The organism is Streptomyces sp. NPDC000075 (assembly GCF_040301925.1).
GTDB classification, from domain to species: domain Bacteria; phylum Actinomycetota; class Actinomycetes; order Streptomycetales; family Streptomycetaceae; genus Streptomyces; species Streptomyces polychromogenes.
Genome location: NZ_JBEPFL010000001.1, coordinates 165871 through 187580, shown reverse-complemented (window position 1 = coordinate 187580; position 21710 = coordinate 165871). Strand labels below are relative to the sequence as shown.

17 protein-coding genes are annotated in these 21710 nt (G+C 71.9%); 13 read left to right on the top strand and 4 right to left on the bottom strand.

Features of this window, described 5'->3' with window-relative positions:
- Window positions 1-214: 214 nt before the first annotated feature.
- From ABT403_RS00735 to ABT403_RS00720, 4 genes are all read left to right on the top strand, one after another.
- On the top strand, window positions 215-1561 hold the full coding sequence (locus tag ABT403_RS00735) for an ABC transporter substrate-binding protein (protein ID WP_344167673.1): 1347 nt from the start codon (window positions 215-217) through the stop codon (window positions 1559-1561).
- 140 nt (window positions 1562-1701) lie between these two features.
- Window positions 1702-2718 (top strand): carbohydrate ABC transporter permease, encoded by a 1017-nt coding sequence (locus tag ABT403_RS00730; RefSeq protein ID WP_344167676.1) that lies wholly within the window; start codon window positions 1702-1704, stop codon window positions 2716-2718.
- A gap of 4 nt (window positions 2719-2722) precedes the next feature.
- Window positions 2723-3616 (top strand): carbohydrate ABC transporter permease, encoded by an 894-nt coding sequence (locus tag ABT403_RS00725; RefSeq protein ID WP_344167679.1) that lies wholly within the window; start codon window positions 2723-2725, stop codon window positions 3614-3616.
- Window positions 3617-3661: 45 nt separating this feature from the next.
- Window positions 3662-5104: a GH1 family beta-glucosidase gene (locus tag ABT403_RS00720; RefSeq protein ID WP_344167682.1), complete on the top strand. Its 1443-nt coding sequence runs from the start codon at window positions 3662-3664 to the stop codon at window positions 5102-5104.
- Window positions 5105-5108: 4 nt separating this feature from the next.
- Here the strand turns inward: ABT403_RS00720 and ABT403_RS00715 are convergent, their stop codons facing one another.
- Complete coding sequence (locus ABT403_RS00715; protein WP_344167685.1) at window positions 5109-6329, bottom strand: ROK family protein; 1221 nt, start codon at window positions 6327-6329, stop codon at window positions 5109-5111.
- Window positions 6326-7774: a xylulokinase gene (gene xylB, locus ABT403_RS00710; RefSeq protein ID WP_344167688.1), complete on the bottom strand. Its 1449-nt coding sequence runs from the start codon at window positions 7772-7774 to the stop codon at window positions 6326-6328. The genes ABT403_RS00715 and xylB overlap by 4 nt, the downstream gene beginning before the upstream one ends.
- 91 nt (window positions 7775-7865) lie before the next feature.
- Between xylB and xylA the strand changes: the two genes are divergently transcribed.
- From xylA to mmsB, 4 genes are all read left to right on the top strand, one after another.
- Window positions 7866-9038 (top strand): xylose isomerase, encoded by a 1173-nt coding sequence (gene xylA / locus ABT403_RS00705; RefSeq protein ID WP_344167691.1) that lies wholly within the window; start codon window positions 7866-7868, stop codon window positions 9036-9038.
- A gap of 384 nt (window positions 9039-9422) precedes the next feature.
- Window positions 9423-10520, top strand: coding sequence for a multiple monosaccharide ABC transporter substrate-binding protein (gene chvE, locus ABT403_RS00700; RefSeq protein WP_425580318.1), 1098 nt, complete (start codon window positions 9423-9425; stop codon window positions 10518-10520).
- Window positions 10521-10589: 69 nt separating this feature from the next.
- The gene (gene mmsA / locus ABT403_RS00695) at window positions 10590-12137 is read left to right on the top strand and encodes a multiple monosaccharide ABC transporter ATP-binding protein (RefSeq protein WP_344167694.1); all 1548 of its coding nucleotides are present in this window, start codon (window positions 10590-10592) and stop codon (window positions 12135-12137) included.
- Between the two features lie 3 nt (window positions 12138-12140).
- Window positions 12141-13376 (top strand): multiple monosaccharide ABC transporter permease, encoded by a 1236-nt coding sequence (gene mmsB / locus ABT403_RS00690; protein WP_344167698.1) that lies wholly within the window; start codon window positions 12141-12143, stop codon window positions 13374-13376.
- Window positions 13377-13401: 25 nt separating this feature from the next.
- Here mmsB and ABT403_RS00685 read toward each other — a convergent pair whose 3' ends face one another.
- Window positions 13402-14667, bottom strand: a complete 1266-nt coding sequence (locus tag ABT403_RS00685) for a hypothetical protein (protein WP_344167701.1) — start codon at window positions 14665-14667, stop codon at window positions 13402-13404.
- A gap of 215 nt (window positions 14668-14882) precedes the next feature.
- On the bottom strand, window positions 14883-15791 hold the full coding sequence (locus tag ABT403_RS00680) for a LysR family transcriptional regulator (RefSeq protein WP_344167704.1): 909 nt from the start codon (window positions 15789-15791) through the stop codon (window positions 14883-14885).
- A gap of 248 nt (window positions 15792-16039) precedes the next feature.
- Between ABT403_RS00680 and ABT403_RS00675 the strand changes: the two genes are divergently transcribed.
- The 5 genes from ABT403_RS00675 to aspA all read left to right on the top strand — a co-directional run bounded on the left by ABT403_RS00675 (window position 16040) and on the right by aspA (window position 21607).
- A complete protein-coding gene (locus ABT403_RS00675) occupies window positions 16040-16831 on the top strand; it encodes a gamma-glutamyl-gamma-aminobutyrate hydrolase family protein (RefSeq protein ID WP_344167707.1) in 792 nt (263 codons plus the stop codon).
- Window positions 16832-16862: 31 nt separating this feature from the next.
- Entirely contained in the window at window positions 16863-17594 is a 732-nt protein-coding gene (locus ABT403_RS00670; protein WP_344167710.1) for a FadR/GntR family transcriptional regulator, read from the top strand.
- On the top strand, window positions 17591-19030 hold the full coding sequence (locus ABT403_RS00665; RefSeq protein WP_344167713.1) for an amino acid permease: 1440 nt from the start codon (window positions 17591-17593) through the stop codon (window positions 19028-19030). The genes ABT403_RS00670 and ABT403_RS00665 overlap by 4 nt, the downstream gene beginning before the upstream one ends.
- Window positions 19031-19114: 84 nt before the next feature.
- The gene (locus ABT403_RS00660; RefSeq protein ID WP_344167716.1) at window positions 19115-20137 is read left to right on the top strand and encodes an asparaginase; all 1023 of its coding nucleotides are present in this window, start codon (window positions 19115-19117) and stop codon (window positions 20135-20137) included.
- Between the two features lie 60 nt (window positions 20138-20197).
- Complete coding sequence (aspA, locus tag ABT403_RS00655; RefSeq protein ID WP_344167719.1) at window positions 20198-21607, top strand: aspartate ammonia-lyase; 1410 nt, start codon at window positions 20198-20200, stop codon at window positions 21605-21607.
- Window positions 21608-21710: the final 103 nt, after the last annotated feature.

The window sequence follows — 21710 nt, the reverse complement described above, 5'->3', positions numbered from 1 at the left end:
CTGATCGCCCGAACACGCCACGGACGAATCCGCGTTCAACTCTTGACACTCGCGCCCGCCAGGCAGGAACCTTCCGGCAGCGGCGTGGGAGCGCTCCCATTACAGAGAGGGCGCGACGGACGCCACTTCAGGTCCGCGCGGTGCCTCGCCGAGCCGCGTACGAGCCGCCGGACCCCTGCGCACGACCGGCACCGCCTTGGACGAGGAGAGTGGAATGCGCACTTCCAGCAGCAGACGTGGCCGCGGCCCCCGCACCGCGCTCATCACGGCCGTCGCCACGGCCACCGCCGCGGCCTTGCTCGCCGGTTGCGGAGGCGACGCCGGCGGGGACGGCGACGCGGACGCCGGCGGACGGATCACGCTGCGGATCGCGACCTTCGGTTCCTTCGGCTACGACGACGCCACCGGGGCGAAGCTCTACGCCGCGTACGAGAAGTCCCACCCCCACATCAAGATCGAGGAATCGAACGTAGCGGACGGCCAGAAGTACTGGGACACCCTCAAGCTCCGCCTCTCCCGCGACAGCGGCCTCGCCGACATCCAGGCTCTGGAGGTGGGATACATCGCCGAGGCCACCGGCCCGGCCCTGGCGGACAAGTGGGTCGACCTGGGCAAGACGGGCGGCGCGGACCTCGGGGCGTTCCTCGACTGGAAGGTCAAGCAGGCCACCACGGCCGACGGCAAGGTCATCGGGCTGGGCACGGACATCGGCCCGATGGCCATCTGCTACAACAAGGACCTCTTCGCCCAGGCCAAGCTGCCGACCGAGCGTGCGGAGGTGGCCCGGCTCTGGGCGGGCGACTGGGCGAAGTTCCTGGCGGCCGGGGAGACGTACAAGAAGAACGCCCCCGCCGGGACCGCGTTCCACGACTCCGCCGGCGGGCTGTTCAACGCGGTGATCTCCAGCGAGCCCGTGCAGTACGCCGACGCCGAGGGAAAGCTGGACTACGAGAACAGCCCCGGCGTGAAGAAGGCCTGGGACACCGCCGTGGCGGCGGCCCAGGGCGGACTGACGGCCAAGCTGCGCCAGTTCGACGAGAAGGGCACCTGGAACGCGGCCTTCAAGAACTCCCGGTTCGCCACCGTCGCCTGCCCCAGCTGGATGACCGGCATCATCAAGGAACAGGCGGGCCCGGAGAACCGGGGGAAGTGGGACATCGCCGCGCCGCCCGTGGCCGGGAACTGGGGCGGCTCCTTCCTCGCCGTGCCGAAGTCGGGCAAGCACGTCAAGGAGGCGGCCGAACTCGCCGCCTGGCTCACCGCTCCGGCCCAGCACGCCAAGGTCTTCGGCGTGAACGGCAACATCCCGTCCTCCAAGGACACCCTCGCCTCCCCCGCGGTCCAGGACGCGAAGCTGCCGTACTTCGGGGACACCCCGGTCGGCAGGATCTACTCGCAGGCCGCGGCGGGGATCACGCCCGCGCCGATCAGCCGCTGGGACGGCCAGGTGAAGACCTTCCTCACCGACAACGGCATCCTCGACATCGAGCAGCGCGGCACCGATCCGGCGAAGGCCTGGGAGAACGTCAGGAAGCTGGTCGCCGACAAGATCGACCGGTAACGCGGGCATCCGTGACGGCCCGCCGCCCGCCGCCTCCCCGGCTGAGGCGGGCCGTCCATCGCCGGCATCACCCCACCACCACAGCACCACCGCACCACAGCACCGCAGCACCGCACGCATCGACCTGGAAGGACGCCCCCGTGGCCACCTCCGTACGGGCGGCGGGCGACGGCTCCGCGCCGCCCGCCGCACCGGTCCGGCGCCGCAGCGCCGGCCCCGGCTCCCCCGGCCGGCGGCCCCCCGGCCGCAGCGGTTGGCGCAGCACGCTCCACCGCCTCGACCTGAAGGCCGTCCCGTACGTCTTCGTCGCCCCCTTCTTCCTCACCTTCGCCGCCTTCGGCCTCTTCCCCCTGATCTACACGGGCTGGCTCTCGCTGCACCGGGTCGAACTCGGCGGGGAGGCCCGGTGGAAGGGAATGGGGAACTACTCTTCCCTGGCGACCAGCGAGTTCTTCTGGAACGCGCTGGCCAACACCTTAACCATCGGTGTGCTCTCGACCGTGCCCCAGCTGCTGATGGCCCTGGGCCTGGCCCATCTGCTCAACTACAGGCTCCGCGGCCGCGGGTTCTTCCGGGTCGCGGTCCTCGCCCCGTACGCCACCTCCATCGCGGCGGCGACGCTCGTCTTCGCCCAGCTCTTCAACACCGACTACGGTCTGATCAACACGGTCCTGGGCTGGGCCGGCTTCGCGCCGGTCGACTGGGAGTCCTCCAAGTGGCCCGCGCAGATCGCGATCTCGACGATCGTGACCTGGCGGTGGACGGGCTACAACGCGCTGATCTACCTGGCGGCGATGCAGGCCGTACCGCAGGACCTGTACGAGGCCGCGGCGCTGGACGGGGCTTCGCGCTGGCGCCAGTTCCTCAGCGTGACCATCCCCGGCATCCGGCCGACGATCCTCTTCACCGCCGTCGTCTCGACCATCGGCGCCACCCAGTTGTTCGGCGAGCCGCTGCTCTTCGGCGGCAGCGTGGGGATCAGCGGCGGCAGCGGCAACCAGTTCCAGACCCTGAGCCTGCTGATGTACGAGAAGGGCTGGGTGACCGGCGCGCTGGGCCAGGCCTCCGCCATCGCCTGGGTCATGCTCCTGCTCCTCCTGCTCGTCGGGGGCCTGCGGATCCTGATCTCCCGGCTGCGTACGAAGGCGGGGAGCTGAACCCATGGCCCGCACACCCGATACGACCGCCTCCGGGGCGCCGCGCGTCAGGCGCCTTCGCCCGTCGGCCGGCCGTCAGCACCACGCGGGACCGCTGACCTACGTCCTCCTGGGCCTCGCCGCCCTCATCTCCCTCTTCCCCCTCTACTGGAACCTCGTCGCCGCCTCCCACACGGGCGAGCGGGTGGTCAAGGCCCCGGCGCCGCTGCTGCCCGGCCCCCGGCTGCTCGACAACCTCTCCTTCGCCTGGAACCAGGTCGACATGGGTGAGGCACTGGTCAACACGACGGTCGTGGCGGGCCTGGTGGCCCTGTCGACCGTCCTGTTCTCCACTCTGGCCGGATTCGCCTTCGCCAGACTGCCGTTCAGGGGCCGGAGCGCCCTGCTGGCCCTCGTGGTGGCCACGATGACGATCCCGCCGCAGCTCAGCGTGATCCCCCTCTACCAGATCATCACGGACCTCGGCTGGGTCGATCAGCTCCAGTCGGTCGTCCTGCCTTCGCTGGTCGCCGCCTTCGGCGTGTTCTTCATGCGGCAGTACCTGATCGAGGCACTCCCGGTGGAGCTCGTGGAGGCGGCCAGGGTGGACGGCGCGCACAGCCTGCGCATCATCTGGCACGTGGTGTTCCCCGTGGCCCGGCCGGCGATGGCGGTGCTCGGGATGCTCGTCTTCGTCCAGGCCTGGAACGACTTCTTCTGGCCGTTCATCGCGCTGACCCCCGACGGCAACCCGACCCTCCAGGTAGCCCTGGCCGGCCTCGGGGCGGGCAACCACACGGTCGACCAGGCCGTCGTGCTGACCGGTGCGCTGATCTCCACGCTGCCGCTGCTGCTGGTCTTCGCCGTCCTCGGCAAGCACATCGTGGGCGGCATCACCGCGGGTGCCGTCAAGAACTGACGGTGCCTCACGACTTCATCCGACCCGCGTTGGGAGCACTTTGCGATGACCGTGCCCGAGACCCGGCCACTGACCGCCACCCGCACCTTCCCGTCCGGTTTCCTGTGGGGCACGGCCACCGCCGCGTACCAGATCGAAGGTGCCGCCCGCGAGGACGGCCGGACCCCGTCCATCTGGGACACCTTCTCGCACACCCCCGGCAAGGTCTTCGAGGGCCACACCGGTGACGTGGCCGTGGACCATTACCACCGGTTCCCCGAGGACGTCCGCCTGATGTCCGAACTCGGCCTGGGGGCGTACCGGTTCTCCGTCTCCTGGTCGCGTGTCCAGCCGACGGGCCGGGGTCCCGTCGTCCAGAGGGGCCTGGACTTCTACCGCCGGCTCGTCGACGAACTGCTCGGCGCGGGCATCGAGCCGGCGCTCACGCTCTACCACTGGGACCTGCCCCAGGACCTGGAGGACGCGGGCGGCTGGCCCGCGCGCGCGACCGCCGAGCGGTTCGCCGCGTACGCGGGTCTCGTGGCGGACGCCCTCGGAGACCGGGTGAAGCGCTGGACGACGCTCAACGAGCCCTGGTGCAGCGCGTTCCTCGGCTACGGCTCCGGTGTCCACGCCCCGGGACGGACCGATCCGGTCGCCGCCCTGCGCGCGGCCCACCACCTCAATCTCGGCCACGGCCTCGCCGTCCAGGCCCTGCGGGCCTCGCTGCCCGGCGACGTCCAGCTCGCGGTCTCCCTCAACCTGCACGCGGTCCGCCCCCTGACCCCCTCGGCCGGGGACCGGGAGGCGGCCCGGCGCATCGACGCCGTCGGGAACCGGATCTGGCTGGGGCCGATGCTGGAGGGCGCGTACCCCGGCGACCTGTTCACGGACACGGCGCACCTGACCGACTGGTCCTTCGTCCGGGACGGCGACTCCGCGACGATCCACCAGCCGCTGGACCTCCTGGCCGTGAACTACTACACCCCGACGGTCGTCTCGCACGTCGCGCCGGGCGCCGAGCGGCCGCAGGACGACGGCCACGGCGACAGCGAGTACTCGCCCTGGCCGGGCGCGGACGACGTGGCCTTCCACCGTGCGCCGGGTGAGCGCACCGCGATGGGCTGGCCGGTCGACCCCGGCGCGCTCTACGACCTGCTCACCAGCACCGCCGCCCGCTATCCCGGCCTGCCGCTCGTCGTCAGCGAGAACGGCGCCGCGTACGAGGACGAGGTCGGGCCCGACGGCAGGGTGCACGACCCGCGGCGCGCCGCGTACGTCCACGCGCACCTCGAAGCCGTGCACCGGGCGATCACGGACGGTGCGGACGTGCGCGGCTACTTCCTCTGGTCGCTGCTCGACAACTTCGAGTGGTCCTACGGCTACGCCAAGCGCTTCGGCGCCGTTCACGTCGACTACGACACCCTGGAGCGCACGCCCAAATCCAGCGCGCTCTGGTACGCGCGCGTCGCCCGGACGGGACGGCTGCACACCCCGGACGGGGCGTAGGGGCTCACCCGGCCCGGTGCACGGGCAGGCGGGTGGGGTCGGCGATGATCCGCTGCACGGTCGACCAGGCCGCGCCCAGTACCGGTCCGCGGCGCCCCAGGGCGGAGGGGCGTACCGCCTCCGGGGGCCAGGGCCGGACGGTGACCCGGGCGGCCAGTTCGGCGCGTATCGGGGACAGGAGCCAGTCGGCGAGTTCGGCGTAGGCGCCGCCCAGGACGAGGCCGTCCGGGTCGATCAGGTCCACCGCCGAGACGAGGGCGAGGCCCAGGGCCCGTCCGGCGCGGTCCAGGGCGCGCAGGGTCGCCGCGTCCCCGGCGCCCGCCCGCTCGGCCAGCACGGCGACCGGGTCGCCGGCGGCTGCCAGCCCCGCCTCGCGCAGGACGGCCGCTTCACCCGCGTACTGCTCCAGGCAGCCGCGTGCCCCGCAGGGACAGGGCGCGCCCTGCGGGTGGACGGGCAGGTGGCCGAGCTCGCCCGCGAACCCGCGGGCGCCCCGGAACAGCCGGCCGCCGATGACCAGTGCGGCGCCGATTCCGGCCTCGGCGGAGACGTGGACGAAGGTCTCGGCGGGGTGTCCCCGGTGCCGCTGCTCGGCGAGGGCTCCGAGGTTGGCCTCGTTCTCCGGCTCGGGCACGGTGTCGGGGTCGGGCCAGTGGTCGGCGGGGCGGACGGCCTTCCAGCCGAGGTTGGGGGCGTGGGCGACCAGCCCTCCGGGGGCGTTCGGCACCACCCCCGGGACGGCCAGGACGCGGCCCTCGACGCGCAGTCCGAGGGCGGCGGCCCCGGCCTGCGCGTCGGCGGCGAGCGCGGCGGCCTCCTTGAGGACCTGTCCGGCCGGCCGGCCCGCGTTGGCCCGCTCCACCCGGCGCCACACCCGGGGTTCGCCGCGCAGGTCGACGACGCACGCGGCGAGATGGGTGACGCCGATCTCCAGTCCGAGGCCGGCGGGGCCCCGGTCGTTGAGGGCCAGGGCGCGCCCGGGGCGGCCGACGCGTCCGCTCGGGGCGGTCTCCGTCTCGGTCAGGGCGGCGCGGCCGATCAGCTCGTCGGCCAGGGAGGAGACGGCCGGTCTGGTCAGGCCGGTGTGTCCGGCGACGTCCGCCCGGGAGAGCGGGCCGTGCGCGGCGACGGCGCCGAGCACCGCGGCGAGGTTCTGCCGGCGCATCCCCTGCTGGGAGGCGGGGGCGGTGCGCGCGCCCCCGCCCGGCCTGCCGAGCGCGGTCATCGTCCCCGTCCCTCCTGTCGCCCGTCCGGCGGGACCTCCTGCAGGGCCCGCGCCCGCCGCAGCGTACCGGTGATCCGTTCGAGCGCGTCGTCGTCACGGGGTACGGGCTCCAGCACCCGGCCCTCCGTGGTCCGCCAGCGCCGGGCGACGGCGTCGGCGGGCTCACCGGTGAGCAGGGCGGCGGCCTGCGCGGCGGCCCCGAGCGCGACGAGTTCCCGGGCCTCGGGCACCTGGACGGGCCGGCCGGACAGCCGCAGGACCGTGTGCCGCCAGGCCCGGCCCGCCGCTCCGCCGCCGATCAGCAGCAGGGGTTCGTCCGGGGCCGGGTCCTCGCCTCCGGCGCGCAGGACGTCGTCCAGGGCCGTGAGCAGGGCGTGGGCGGCGCCGTCGTAGGCGGCCTGGAGCAGCTGGCCGGGTGTCGTGTCGTGGCGGAGTCCGTGGACCAGCCCGGAGGCGCCCGGGAGGTCCGGGGTGCGTTCGCCGTCGAGGTAGGGGAGCACGACCACCGTGCCGCCGTCCTCGACGTCTTCGCGGTCGCGGCCGGTGAGGGCGGCGAAGCGGTCGACGGCGAGGGTGCAGTTGAGCGTGCAGGCGAGCGGCAGCCAGCCGCCGAGGGCGTCGGCGAAGCCGGCGACGGTTCCGTTCGGGTCGGCGGGCCGGGTCCGGCCGACTGCGTAGACGGTGCCCGATGTGCCGAGGCTCAGGACGGGGCGTCCGGGGGTGAGGCCCAGTCCGAGGGCGGCGGCCATGTTGTCGCCGGTTCCGGTGGCGACGAGGGCGCCCTCGCGCAGGGGCGTCCCAGCCCGGACGAGGCCCGCGCGGGCGCCGGGCGCGAGGACTTCCGGCAGCAGGGCGGAGTCGAGCCCGATGTGGGCGAGGACCTCCCGGTCGTAGCCGTCGGGGCCCCACCAGCCGGTTCCCGACGCGTCACCGCGGTCCGTCACCGCCTCGCCGGTCAGCCGTTCCGTCAGGAAGTCGTGGGGAAGCCGGACCGCGGCGGCGCGGTCGGCCGCGGCGGGTTCCCGCGCGCGCAGCCAGGCCCACTTGGCGGCGGTGAAGGCGGCGGTCGGGACGCTTCCGATGCGGCGGGCCAGTTCCGCCGGGCCGAAGGCGGCCGCGAGTGCGGCGGCCTGCGGGGCGGAGCGGACGTCGTTCCACAGGAGTGCGGGGCGCACGGGACGGCCGGCCGTGTCGAGGGTGACCAGGCCGTGCTGCTGGCCGGCGATCGAGCAGGCGGCGGCCCGGTCCGCCCAGCCGGTGGCCGCCGTGGCCTCGCCGAGCGCCCGCCACCACTGTTCGGGGTCGCCCTCGCGTCCGGGGCCCGCGCTGACCGTGTGCGCGGCGCGGCCCTCGCCCAGGACGGCGCCGGTCTCGACGTCGACGGCGAGGGCCTTGGTGGACTGGGTCGAGCTGTCGACACCGATGACGACACGCTGTGCGGGCATGGTCCCTCCGGTGGGGTTCCTTCTGGCGTCTCGGCATACTAATTTGTTTTTCGCCCTTACAAATAGCCCTCGGCCCGATCCGGAGCGCCTCATGAGCAGCGACCCGCTCGTCCCCGTCCCCGCACACAGGTTCACCTTCGGCCTGTGGACCGTCGGCTGGCAGGGGCGGGACCCCTTCGGCGACGCCACCCGGCCCGCCCTCGACCCGGTCGAGACCGTGCACCGGCTGGCCGGGCTCGGCGCCTACGGGGTCACGTTCCACGACGACGACCTCATCCCCTTCGCCGCCGGCGACGCCGCCCGCGAGCAGGCGGTCAAGCGCTTCCGCACCGCCCTGGACACGGCCGGGCTGAAGGTGCCGATGGCCACCACCAACCTGTTCACCCACCCGGTGTTCAAGGACGGAGCGTTCACCGCCAACGACCGCGACGTGCGCCGGTACGCGCTGCGCAAGACGATCCGCAACATCGACCTGGCCGTGGAACTCGGCGCCTCGGTCTACGTCGCCTGGGGCGGCCGCGAGGGCGCGGAGTCGGGGGCGGCCAAGGACGTGCGCACGGCCCTCGACCGGCTGAAGGAGGCCTTCGACCTGCTGGGCGAGTACGTCGAGGAGCAGGGGTACGACCTGCGCTTCGCGATCGAGCCCAAGCCGAACGAACCGCGCGGGGACATCCTGCTGCCGACCGTCGGCCACGCCCTGGCCTTCATCGACGCGCTGGAGCGGCCGGACCGGGTCGGCCTCAACCCGGAGGTCGGCCACGAGCAGATGGCGGGGCTGAACTTCGCGCACGGCATCGCCCAGGCCCTGTGGCACGGCAAGCTGTTCCACATCGACCTCAACGGCCAGAGCGGGATCAAGTACGACCAGGACCTGCGTTTCGGCGCGGGCGATCTCCGCCAGGCCTTCTGGCTGGTCGACCTGCTGGAGTCGGCGGGCTACGACGGCCCGCGCCACTTCGACTTCAAACCGCCGCGCACGGAGGACCACGAGGGCGTCTGGGCCTCGGCGGCCGCCTGCATGCGCAACTACCTGCTCCTGGCGCAGCGCGCCCGCGCGTTCCGCTCCGATCCGGAGGTCCAGGCCGCGCTCGCCGCCTCCCGGCTGCCCGAACTCGCCGTCCCCACGGCCGAGGACGGCCTGGCCGGGCTCCTGGCCGACCGGTCCGCGTTCGACGGGTTCGACGTCGACGCGGCCGCCCGCCGCGGCATGGCCTTCGAGCAGCTGGACCAGCTGGCCCTCGAACACCTCCTCGGCGCCCGCTGACCCGCGGCCCCCGTGAGCCGGGCCGCGCCCCCTCGGCGCGGCCCGGCCCCCCGAAAGGATTGTTAACGCTAACAATCAACGCGTCAAGGACACAGTGGCCAGCCTCGCCACGGAATCCCGGCCGTCTCCCGCCCTTCGGACCGGAGACGCCCACCCTCACGAAACACGCTCCCCCACCCCGGAGTTGGCCTCGCACGATGATCCGCCCAGACCCTTGACGGGGCTCTTGTGAGCGTTAACACTCGGGATCGCCAGGCCGGGCACACCGCTCACACGGACTTCGCACGCTGCGAGGACGCGGCACCCGGCCGGCCCCGCCCGGCCGTTTCCGGTCGTCCCCGCCGGGGCGCGCCGTGCCGGTCGCGGACCATCACTGGAGGAACTGTGCGGAAGCTTTCAGCGGGCCTTGCCGCCCTGGGCATGACGCTGGCGCTGGCGGCCTGCGGCCAGAGCGCCAACGGAGCGGGCGACGGAGGGGGCGGCCGCGACGCCGAAGGCGGCCTCATCGGCATCGCGATGCCGACCAAGTCCTCGGAGCGCTGGATCAACGACGGCGCCAACATGGTCAAGGAGTTCCAGGCCAAGGGCTACAAGACGGACCTCCAGTACGGCGACAACGTCGTGGAGAACCAGGTCTCCCAGGTGGAGAACATGATCACCAAGGGGGCGAGGCTCCTGGTGATCGCCGCCATCGACGGTTCCTCGCTCACCAACGTGCTCCAGCGGGCCGCCGACGCCCACGTCCCCGTCATCTCCTACGACCGGCTGATCCGGGGCACCGGCAACGTCGACTACTACGCGACCTTCGACAACTACAAGGTCGGCGTCCTCCAAGGCGGCTACATCGTGGACAAGCTCGGCCTCAAGGACGGCAAGGGCCCCTTCAACATCGAGCTGTTCGCCGGCTCTCCGGACGACAACAACGCCGCGTTCTTCTACAACGGCGCGATGAGCGTCCTCAAGCCGTACATCGACGACAAGAAGCTGGTCGTACAGAGCGGCCAGACCTCCCTCGCCCAGATCGCCACACTGCGCTGGGACGGCGGTCTGGCCCAGTCCCGGATGGACAACCTGCTGAGCAAGTCGTACACGGCCGCACGTGTCGACGCCGTGCTCTCGCCGTACGACGGCATCTCGATCGGCATCATCTCCTCGCTCAAGGGCGTCGGCTACGGCACCCCGGGCCGGCCGCTGCCCGTCGTCACGGGCCAGGACGGCGAGCTCGCCTCGGTGAAGTCGATCATCGCGGGCGAGCAGACCCAGACCGTCTACAAGGACACCCGCCAACTGGCCAAGGCCGCGGTCCAGATGGGCGACGCGCTGCTGACCGGCGGCAAGCCCGAGGTCAACGACACCCGGCAGTACGACAACGGCGTCAAGACCGTCCCGGCGCAGCTGCTCCAGCCGGTCAGCGTCGACAAGGAGAACTACCGCAAGGTCCTGGTGGACAGCGGCCAGTACACCGAGGACCAGCTCAAGTAGCAGCCGGCGGGTGCGGTGCCCGGGGAACCCACGGGCACCGCGCCGCCCCGACGATACGGACGCACAGCCATGGCCCGACCCGTTCTCGAAATGCGGTCGATCAGCAAGACGTTCCCCGGTGTCAAGGCCCTCTCCGAGGTCAACCTGACGGTCGCCGCCGGCGAGGTGCACGCCGTCTGCGGTGAGAACGGCGCCGGCAAGTCCACCCTGATGAAGGTGCTCAGCGGGGTGTACCCGCACGGCGGCTACGAAGGCGAGATCTACTTCGAAGGCGCCCCCTGCCGGTTCCGGGACATCCGGGCCAGCGAGCGGCGCGGCATCGTGATCATCCATCAGGAGCTCGCCCTGGTGCCCTACCTGTCCATCGCCGAGAACGTCTTCCTCGGCAACGAGCACGCCACCCGGGGCGTGATCGACTGGCACCGGACCCTGGCCCACACCGCCGACCTGCTCCGGCAGGTCGGGCTCGACGAGAGTCCGCACACCAGGATCGCCGATCTCGGCGTGGGCAAACAGCAGTTGGTCGAGATCGCCAAGGCGCTCGCCAAGAAGGTCAAGCTGCTCATCCTGGACGAGCCGACGGCCGCTCTCAACGACGAGGACAGCCGCAAGCTGCTCGACCTGATCCTCGGCCTCAAGGCCCGCGGCATCTCCTGCATCCTGATCTCGCACAAGCTGAACGAGATCGCCCGGGTCGCCGACGCCGTCACCGTCCTGCGCGACGGGCGCACCATCGAGACCCTCGCCATCGGCCCCGCGGGCATCTCCGAGGAGCGGATCATCCGCGGGATGGTGGGCCGCGACCTGGAGCACCGCTTCCCGGAGCGCTCCGCGCAGGTCGGCGAGGTCGCCTTCGAGATCGAGGACTGGAGCGTCCGGCATCCGATCGACCACCGGCGCACGGTGGTCGACGGGGTTTCGCTGAACGTCCGGCGCGGTGAGATCGTCGGCATCGCGGGCCTCATGGGCGCCGGCCGCACCGAACTGGCCATGAGCGTCTTCGGCCGCTCCTACGGGCGCTGGACCGGAGGCCGGGTGCGGCTGGACGGCCGCGAGATCCGCACCCGGACGGTACCGGAGGCGATCGGACACGGCATCGCCTACGTGACCGAGGACCGCAAGCAGCTCGGCCTCGACCTCAACGCCGACATCAGCCGCAACATCTCGCTGAGCGCCCTCGGCAAGGTCGCCCGGAGGGGCTGGGTCGACCGGCACGAGGAGGCGAGGGTCGCCGAATCGTTCCGGCGGACCATGAACATCAAGGCCCCCTCGGTGTTCGCGCAGACCGGCAAGCTCAGCGGCGGCAACCAGCAGAAGGTCGTCCTCAGCAAATGGATCTTCGCCGAGCCGGAGGTGCTGATCCTCGACGAGCCCACCCGGGGCATCGACGTCGGCGCCAAGGCGGAGATCTACGCCGTCATCGCCCAGCTCGCCGCCCAGGGCAAGGCGGTGCTCCTCATCTCCTCGGAACTCCCCGAACTCCTGGGCCTGTGCGACCGGATCTACACCATGGCCGCGGGCCGGATCACCGGTGAGACCGGCCGTGCGGACGCCACCCAGGAATCCCTCATGCGGCTCATGACCATGAGCACGGCATCCCCCGACAAGCAGGTGTGAGGCATGGCGCAGACACGGACCACCCCGGACTCCACACCCGGCACGCCGCAGACCGGCGCACGGCCTTCGGCCGGTGCCGTACTGGCCCGAGCGCTGCGGGGCAACCTGCGCCAGTACGGGATGCTGCTCGCGCTGGCGCTGATCGTGCTGCTGTTCCAGTTCTGGACGGGGGGCATCCTGCTCCAGCCGCTCAACATCACCAATCTGATCCAGCAGAACGGCTACATCCTCATCCTGGCCATCGGCATGATGATCGTCATCATCGCCGGGCACATCGATCTTTCGGTCGGGTCGCTCGCCGCCTTCGTCGGGGCGGCCGCGGCGGTGATGATGGTCGAGCACAGGACTCCCTGGCCCCTGGCGCTGGCGGCCGCGCTGCTGATCGGGGCGCTCGCCGGAGCCTGGCAGGGGTTCTGGATCGCCTACCTGGGGGTCCCCTCGTTCATCGTCACGCTGGCCGGCATGCTGCTGTTCCGCGGCGGGACCCAGATCCTCCTCCAGGGCCAGTCGGTGGCGCCGTTCCCCAAGGGTTTCCAGAACATCAGCAGCGGCTTCCTCCCCGAGGTCGGCCCTCACACCGACTACCACAACCTCACCCTCCTGCTGGGCCTGGCGGTGCTGGCCGTCGCGGTCCTGCAGGAGGTGCGCGGGCGGCGGCGGGCCGCCTCGTACGGGCTGCGGCCGCTCCCGGCCGGACTGTTCCTGGTGAAGCTCGGCGCGATCACCGCGGCCGTGGTGAGCTTCACCCTGCTGCTGGCCAGCTACCACGGCGCGCCGATCGTCCTGCTGCTGCTCGGCGTCCTGCTGGCCGTCTTCGGATACGTGATGCGCAACTCGGTCCTGGGCCGCCACACCTACGCCATCGGCGGCAACGAGGCGGCGGCGCGGCTGTCCGGGGTGAAGAGCAAGCGGGTCGTCTTCCTGGCCTTCGTGAACATGGGCGTCCTCGCGGCCCTGGCCGGGATGGTGTTCGCCGCACGGCTCAACGCCGGTACGCCGCAGGCGGGCATCAACTTCGAGCTGGAGGCGATCGCCGCCGCCTTCATCGGCGGCGCCTCCGCGAGCGGCGGTGTGGGTACCGTCCTCGGCGCGCTCACCGGCGGTCTGGTGCTCGGCGTGCTCAACAACGGCATGTCGCTGGTCGGCGTGGGCACCGACTACCAGCAGGTGATCAAGGGCCTGGTGCTGCTGGCCGCCGTCGGCTTCGACGTCTACAACAAGCGCAAGGCCGGATCCTGACGCCCTGGTCGTGGCCGGGCGTGCGTCACGCTCCGGGGGGCGTGCCGGTCTCTTCGTCGTTCAGGTGGGCCCGCCACTGGCCGACGTGTTCATCGGACAGGGAGCCCAGGCGGGCGATCTCGGCGTCGCCGCGCCCGTCGGACCAGGCCAGGATCCGTGCCACGGTGCGGTTCCGTCCGGCACGGAAGTCCTTGAGCAGGTTCTCCAGGCGTTCGATCTCCTCGCCTTCGAAGCGGAGCTGCTGGTCGACGCCGGCGCGTTCCTCGGCGCGCAGGGTGCGCAGGTAGGTGTCGAGTCCGGTCAGGACGAGCCCGTGTTCGCGCGCGCTGTTCTGGAACCTGTCGCTCAGGTCGGCCAGCACGCAGTCGGAGACGTCGGCGAGGTTGGCCCCGGGGGGTTTGGCCGCTTCCCAGATGCCTTTGCCGGTCTCCGTGGTCTCCAGCCAGGTGCGGGCGTCGGTCGGGGTGCGGTCGCCGGACGCCTGTGCGCGGTAGGCGTACAGGGCGGCGCGGTGGCCGTAGAAGGTGAAGCCGTCCTCGATGTGTCTCCCGGCGTTGTGGCAGATCCTGCCCGGTACTCCCCCGTAGCCGGTGGCGGGCTGGTAGTCGGCGTAGGCGTCGAGTTCGGCGTCGGGGGCCACGGCCCAGGAGGGGTCGCACAGCTCGGGGTTGGCGTCCAGGAAGGCGCCGACCTCGACGCGCCAGGACGGGACCGGTGTCATGCGCGGCAGGGGCCAGCGCAGTTCCCCGGAGGGGTCGTAGGCGGGGGTCGCGGTCTGCTCGATGTCGTCCCACGCGGTGGCCGCCTCGGCGGACCATTCCAGCTCGCCCGCGGGCCCGATCCGGTGGATCGAGTCCACGAGTCGCTGCACGGCGGGCAGGACGCGCTCCGCCAGCGCGTGCAGTTCCTCCGCGCTGAAGAAGTGCCAGGTGCAGCCCCGCTGTTCGTCGTGGCTCAGGTGTCCGAGCAGCTGCACCATGATTCCGGGGCCGGGGACGGTCCCGTCTCCGAGTGCTCTGCGGGGGATGCCCGGTATCCGGCTGCCGGGGGATTCCTGCGGGGCCCGCCAGTCGGTGTCGCCGAACCAGACGGCACCGCCGCGGGCGTCCACCGCCAGCCACTGCCGGTAGCCGACTCCCGGACCGTAACGCTGGTCCTGCTGCTCGGCGTTCTCGTCGTGCCACACGTACTCGGGCGGGGGCGGGTCCAGCTCTGCGGCCATGAAGCCGTCCTCGGGGCGGTAGCCGGTGAGGACGCGCGCCGTTCCGGGCGCGCAGTCGGCTGAGGTCATGAGGGGTTTCCTCTCGGTGGAACGTCAACCGCGGCAAACATAGTGTGCCCGTCAGACAATAGTTTAACTTTCAGCCACCGTGTCCGGTAGTCGGACACGGTGGGACGTCCGGCATGCCGGTGGGGTCTACGCGCGTGCGAGGGCCGACAAGTTGGCCGCTTTTCACGTAGCCTCCACGATCCGTTCGCCCCCACTGCCACGGGACGCCGCGCCCCTCACGAGAGCGCGGCCAGCGCCTGCGCGGCGAGCATCTCCTCCAGGTCCAGGACGGCGCGCGGGGTGTGCCGGGTGTCGATGCGGACGGCGTAGATGAAGCGCGTCAGGCGCGGCTCGGCCAAGGGGCGCGCCACGACCTGGGTGTGGGTGCGGGGCAGGGCGAGTCGCGGCATGACGGCCACGCACAGACCGGCGGCCACGAACCCGAGCACGGTGTTGAAGTCGTCCCCCTCGTATTGCAGACGGGCCTGGAAACCGGGCGTGTTGGCCATCTGCGAGAGCAGTTCCAGGCGCAGCGCGGCCTCCGGAGCGGCGATCCACGTCTCCGAGGCGAGGCTGGCCAGGTCGATGACCTCCCGGCCGGCCAGGCGGTGGTGGGCCGGGACGACGGCCACCACCGGATCCCGTGCGACCAGCGTCCGGCGCAGCATCCGGGGCGGCGGGACGGGGATGAAGTCGTAGTCGTAGCTCAGCGCCAGGTCCATGTCCCCCCGCTTGAGCCGGTTGTAGCCGGCCTCGGGCTCCAGCTGGCTGAGGCTGACCTGCACGTGGGGGTAGGCCGCGTGGAGCCGGGCCAGCGCCTGCGGAACGATGCCGGTGGCGGCCGAGGCGAAGGCGCCGAGCCGGATCCGTCCGGCCGTACCGGCGCGCATGGCGCCGAGTTCGGCCTGGGCCGCCGCCAGCGCGCTGCGGACGCCCTGCTCCGCGCCGAGGAGGACTTCGCCGGCCGGTGTGACGCGAACGGGGCGGCGCTCGAGCAGCCTGAGGCCGGCGCGGCGTTCGAGTTCGGCGATCTGCTGGGAGACGGCGGGCGGGCTGTAGCCGAGTTCGCGTGCGGCGGCACTGAACGAGCCGTGCCGTACGACGGCTTCGAGGGTGGCGAGCAGGCGGGGGTCGAGTCCGTGCACGGGGTTAAGGCTCACTTATCTGTCGCGAAGATGTGTTTTCTTGTGATTGGAGATGAACGCCAGGAGGATTCTTGCCAGCGGCAAGAAAAACGCAAGCCTGCGCCCTTGGCCCGCCAACACCCCTCCCCCGCCGTCCCGGTGACCTCCGCCGGTACCGCCTCGCCCTCCGCCGCAGCCTGCCGTGGCGGGGGCGTTCGGTCCGGCTCCGGCTGTCGACGGTCACCCCTCATGCCCCGAAAGGAAGTGGTATGCCCCAGCCACCACTCATCGGAATCACCACCTACCTCGCTCACGCTCAGTGGGGTGAGTGGGACCTTCCCGCCGCAGTGCTGCCCGCGGCCTACGCGGACTGCGTCCGGGCGTCCGGCGGCCGCGTCGTACTGCTGCCGCCGGACGCGCCGGAGGCCGCGGCCGACGTGGTCGAACGGCTGGACGCGATCGTCCTGGCGGGGGGCGAGGATCTCGATCCCGCACTGTACGGGGCCATGCCCCATCCGCGTACCGGGCCGCCGGTGCGCGAGCGCGACCGGTGGGAGCGGGCCGTACTGGCCGCCGGCCTCGCCCGTGACATGCCCGTGCTCGGGGTGTGCCGGGGGATGCAGCTGATGAACGTACACGAGGGCGGCACGCTCATCCAGCACCTGCCCGACACCGTGGGCCACGAGGCCCACAACCCCTACCGGGGCCACTTCTGCGCCCACGCCGTGACCACGGTGGCCGGGACACGGGTCGGCGCCCTGCTGCCGGGGACGCACCAGGTCGCCACGCACCACCATCAGGCGGTGGACCGCCTCGGCGCGGGGTGGATCGTCGCCGCCCGCGCGGCGGACGGCACCGTCGAGGCGATCGAGAGCACCCGGTACCGCTTCGCCGTGGGCGTCCAGTGGCACCCCGAGATGGGTGCCGACGCACCGGTCGTGCAGGCCCTGGTGACTGCCGCGGGCTCCGCCGAAGGTACCGGTCCGGCCCGGACGGCCGGACGGCACGCACGCACGGTGCGAAGTGTGCCGGGCCCGATTTTCCCGACACAGGTGTCTTGACACCCCGGGGCGCACCCCGCAGGATCACAGCGTGAACCTGTCAGACAGCCAGACAGGTGGCCCCCTTCCCCGGCGCGTCAGCGCCATGGAAGCGGTCTTCGGCCACCTGCGCAGCGCCATCGAGCGCGGCGAGTACGCCGTAGGAGACAAGCTTCCTTCCGAAGCCGAGTTGTGCCGCACCCTTGAGGTCAGCCGGCCCGTGCTGCGGGAGGCCCTGCGGGCCCTGCAGGCCATGGGGCTCACCGTCTCCAAGAGCGGCAAGGGGACCTTCGTCGTGGCCAACACGGTCGAGGACCCCACCTTCGGCGACTACGCCGCCAGCGACCTGCTGGAAGTGCGCCGGCACGTCGAGATCCCGGTCGCCGGGTACGCCGCTCTGCGTCGCACCCCGGAGGACCTGGACCACCTGAACCATCTGCTGGACCGGATGGAGCAGGAGACCGACACCACCGCGTGGGTGGCGATGGACACCGTCTTCCACCTGGCGGTGGCCGAGGCCTCCCGCAACCCCGTCTTCCGCCGCGTCATCGAGGAGATCCGCGACGCACTGGCGCGTCAGTCGACCTTCCTCAACGAGCTGGGCGGCCGGCGCGAGCAGTCCAACTGCGAGCACCGGGCGATCCTGGAGGCGCTGGCCGACGGCAGCGAGCACGACGCGGTGGAAGCCATGTCCCACCACCTGCTACGGGTCGAGACGACCCTCACCGACATCGTGCGCCCCCAGCGCACCACCGCCCTCACGGAAGGCAGACCCGAGGCGTGAGCGAGCAGTTCCTCAAAGACGAGAAGCGCCCCACGACCCGTCACGTCGACGCCGGGGACACCGGCTACAGCAAATCCCTGAAACCCCGGCACGTCAACATGATCGCTATCGGGGGTGCGATCGGCACCGGGCTCTTCCTCGGCGCGGGCGGCCGCCTCGCCGACGCCGGTCCCTCCCTCTTCGTCGCCTACGCCGTCTGCGGGATCTTCGCGTTCCTCGTCGTGCGCGCGCTCGGCGAGCTGGTCCTGTACCGGCCCTCCTCCGGTGCCTTCGTCTCCTACGCCCGGGAGTTCCTCGGGGAGAAGGGCGCCTACACCGCGGGCTGGATGTACTTCCTGAACTGGGCGACCACCGGCATCGCGGACATCACCGCCGTCGCCACGTACACCCACTACTGGCACCTGTTCTCCGACGTCCCCCAGTGGGTGATCGCCCTCATAGCCCTGGCCCTGGTCCTCACCGTGAACCTGATCTCGGTGCGGATCTTCGGCGAACTGGAGTTCTGGTTCGCCATCGTCAAGGTCAGCGCCCTGGTCGTCTTCATGGGGATCGCGATCTTCCTCCTGGTGACCCGGCACCCGGTCGACGGCACCGTCCCCGGCCCCGCCCTGATCACCGACCACGGCGGGATCTTCCCCAACGGGCTGCTCCCCATGCTGCTGATCATCCAGGGCGTCGTCTTCGCCTACGCCTCCGTCGAACTGGTCGGCGTCACGGCCGGCGAGACCGAGAACCCCGAAGAGATCATGCCCAAGGCGATCAACTCGATCATGTGGCGCGTGGGCCTCTTCTACGTCGGCTCGGTCATCCTGCTGTCGATGCTGATGCCCTGGAACAGCTACAGCGCCGGCCAGAGCCCGTTCGTGACCGTGCTCTCCCACATCGGCATCCCGGCGGCGGGCGACGTGATGAACCTGGTCGTCCTCACCGCGGCCATGTCCTCGCTCAACTCCGGCCTCTACTCCACCGGCCGCATCCTGCGCTCGATGGCCGTCAACGGCTCCGCACCGCGCTTCACCGCCCGGCTCAGCCGCACCCAGGTCCCCTACGGCGGCATCCTCCTCACCAGCGGCATGTGCGTCCTGGGCGTCGGGCTCAACTTCGTGGTCCCCGCGGACGCGTTCGAGATCGTCCTCAACCTCGCCGCGATCGGCATCCTCGCCACCTGGGGCATGATCATGGTCTGCCACCTCCTCTTCTGGCGGAAGACCCGCAGCGGCGAACTCACCCGCCCCTCGTACCGCCTGCCCGGCTCCCCGTGGACCGAACTCGTGACGCTGGCCTTCCTCGCCTCCGTCCTGGTCCTCATGTACGCCGACGGAGGAGCCGCGCGCACCACCGTGCTGTGCGTGCCGCTGATCGCCGCGGCGCTGGTCGCCGGCTGGTACGCGGTCCGCGGCCGCGTGGCGCGCGCCGCCGCCGGGAGCGACGGCTGAGCCGGACGCCACCCGTCCTCCCTGCCCCGGGGGCGGCGATCGCCGCCCCCGGTCAGCAGTGAACCACCACAGAACGAGGCAGTGATGCGCAGCAGTTTCCTCGCGGACGCGCCCGCGATCCGCGAGCCCCGGCACGCCCCCGTCGCCCACGTCATGCGGGGCGGTCTGATCGAGGGGGTCCACTACGGCTCCGTCGTCGTCCTCGACGGCGAGGGCGAGGTCCGCATGAGCCTCGGAGACATCGAGGCCGCCTGCTACCCGCGCTCGGCCCTCAAGCCGGTCCAGGCCGTCGCCATGGTCCGGGCCGGCCTGCCGCTCGACGGCGTCCTGCTCTCCCTCGCGATGGGCAGCCACTCGGGCGAGGAACACCACCTCGCCGGCACCCGGCTCATCCTGGAGCTGGCCGGCCTCACCGAGGCCGACCTGCGCAACGTCCCCGACCTGCCCTACGCCCCGGCCGTCCGGGACACCTGGGTCCGTGAGGGGCGCGGGCCGTCCCGGCTCGCCCAGAACTGCTCCGGCAAGCACGCCGCGATGCTGTACCTGTGCAAGGTGTCCGGCTGGCCCCTGGAGACCTATCTCGACGCGGACCACCCGCTCCAGAAGGCGATCGCCGAGACCGTCGAGGACCTCACCGGCCAGCACATCGCGAACGTCACCGTCGACGGCTGCGGAGCCCCGCTCTTCGCGGTGTCCCTGCACGGCCTGGCCCGCGCCGCCGCCCGCATCGCCACGGCCCCGCCGGACACCGCCGAACACCGGGTCGCGGGCGCGCTGCGCATCCATCCGGAGATGGCCTCCGGAACAGGACGGGACACGGCCGAACTGATGCGCGCGGTGCCCGGGCTGCTGGCCAAGGACGGCTTCGAGGGCGTCCAGGTCGCCGCGCTGCCCGACGGCCGGGCCATCGCCGTGAAGATCGCCGACGGGGCCGACCGGGCGCGCATCGCGGTGACGGCCGCCGCCCTCGCCCGTGCGGGCGTCGAGCCCCGGCTGCTCGCCGGGTTCGCGGGCGAGCCGGTGACCGGCGGCGGCCGGGCCGTCGGGGGCATCCGCCCGGTCGCGGCCCTGGACCCGCCCGTCACCCCCGTCGCCGCGACCGCCTGACCTCCGCTCCCCCATTCCCCCCTTCGATCCGCCCACCTCAGGAAGAGGACCCGCACACCCATGACCGCCTCCAGCCGCAGTGAACACGACCTGCTCGGAGACCGCGACGTCCCCGCCGACGCCTACTGGGGCGTCCACACCCTGCGCGCCACCGAGAACTTCCCCATCACCGGCACGCCGATCTCCGCCTACCCGCACCTGATCGACGCCCTCGCAGCCGTCAAGGAGGCCGCGGCCCTCGCCAACGGGGAACTCGGCCTGCTGGACCCGTCGAAGGCCGCCGTCATCGTCGCCGCCTGCCAGGAGATCCGCGGCGGCAAGCTCCACGACCAGTTCGTCGTCGACGTCATCCAGGGCGGCGCGGGCACCTCGACCAACATGAACGCCAACGAGGTCATCGCCAACCGGGCGCTGGAGCTGCTGGGCCACGCCCGGGGCGACTACGGGCACCTGCACCCCAACGAGGACGTCAACCTCGGCCAGTCCACCAACGACGTCTACCCCACCGCCGTACGGATCGCGACCGTCTTCGCGGTGCGCGGCCTGCTCGACGCCATGGCCGTCCTGCAGGACGCCTTCGCCGGCAAGGCGGCCGAGTTCCACGACGTCCTGAAGATGGGCCGCACCCAGCTCCAGGACGCCGTGCCGATGACGCTCGGGCAGGAGTTCTCCGCCTTCGCCGTCATGCTGGACGAGGACCGCAGCCGGCTCGCGGAAGCCCTCGGACTCATCCACGAGATCAACCTCGGCGCCACCGCCATCGGCACCGGTCTCAACGCCCCGGCCGGGTACGCCGAGGCCGCCCGCCGTCACCTCGCCGACATCACGGGCCTGCCCCTGGTCACCGCCCCCGACCTGGTGGAGGCCACCCAGGACTGCGGCGCCTTCGTCCAGATGTCCGGCGTCCTCAAGCGCATCGCCGTCAAGCTGTCCAAGACCTGCAACGACCTGCGCCTGCTGTCCTCCGGGCCCCGCGCCGGACTCGGCGAGATCAACCTGCCGCCGGTCCAGGCCGGCTCGAGCATCATGCCCGGCAAGGTCAACCCGGTGATCCCCGAGGTCGTCAACCAGGTCGCCTTCGAGGTGATCGGCAACGACATCACCATCACCATGGCCGCCGAAGCCGGACAGCTCCAGCTCAACGCCTTCGAGCCCATCATCCTGCACTCGCTGTCGAAGTCCGTCACCCACCTGCGCGCGGCCTGCCTCACCCTCGCGGAACGCTGCGTCAGCGGCATCACCGCCAACACCGAGATGCTGCGCGCCACCGTCGAGAACTCCATCGGCCTGGTGACCGCCCTGAACCCGCACATCGGGTACACCGCCGCCACCGACATCGCCAAGGAGGCCCTCGCCACCGGGCGGGGCGTGGCCGAACTCGTCCTGGAGCGGGGTCTGCTGCCCGCCGGACAACTCAAAGCCCTGCTGCGGCCCGAGGTGATCGCCGGAACGGGTGCGGTCCGTACCTGACACCGAGGGCGCCGTTGCCCTGCCGTCTCACCTCTTCACCCTCAACCGGTGGGACGGCAGGGCAACGGCCGTTTTCACGGGCCGGTCCGCATTCCGCCCCGGG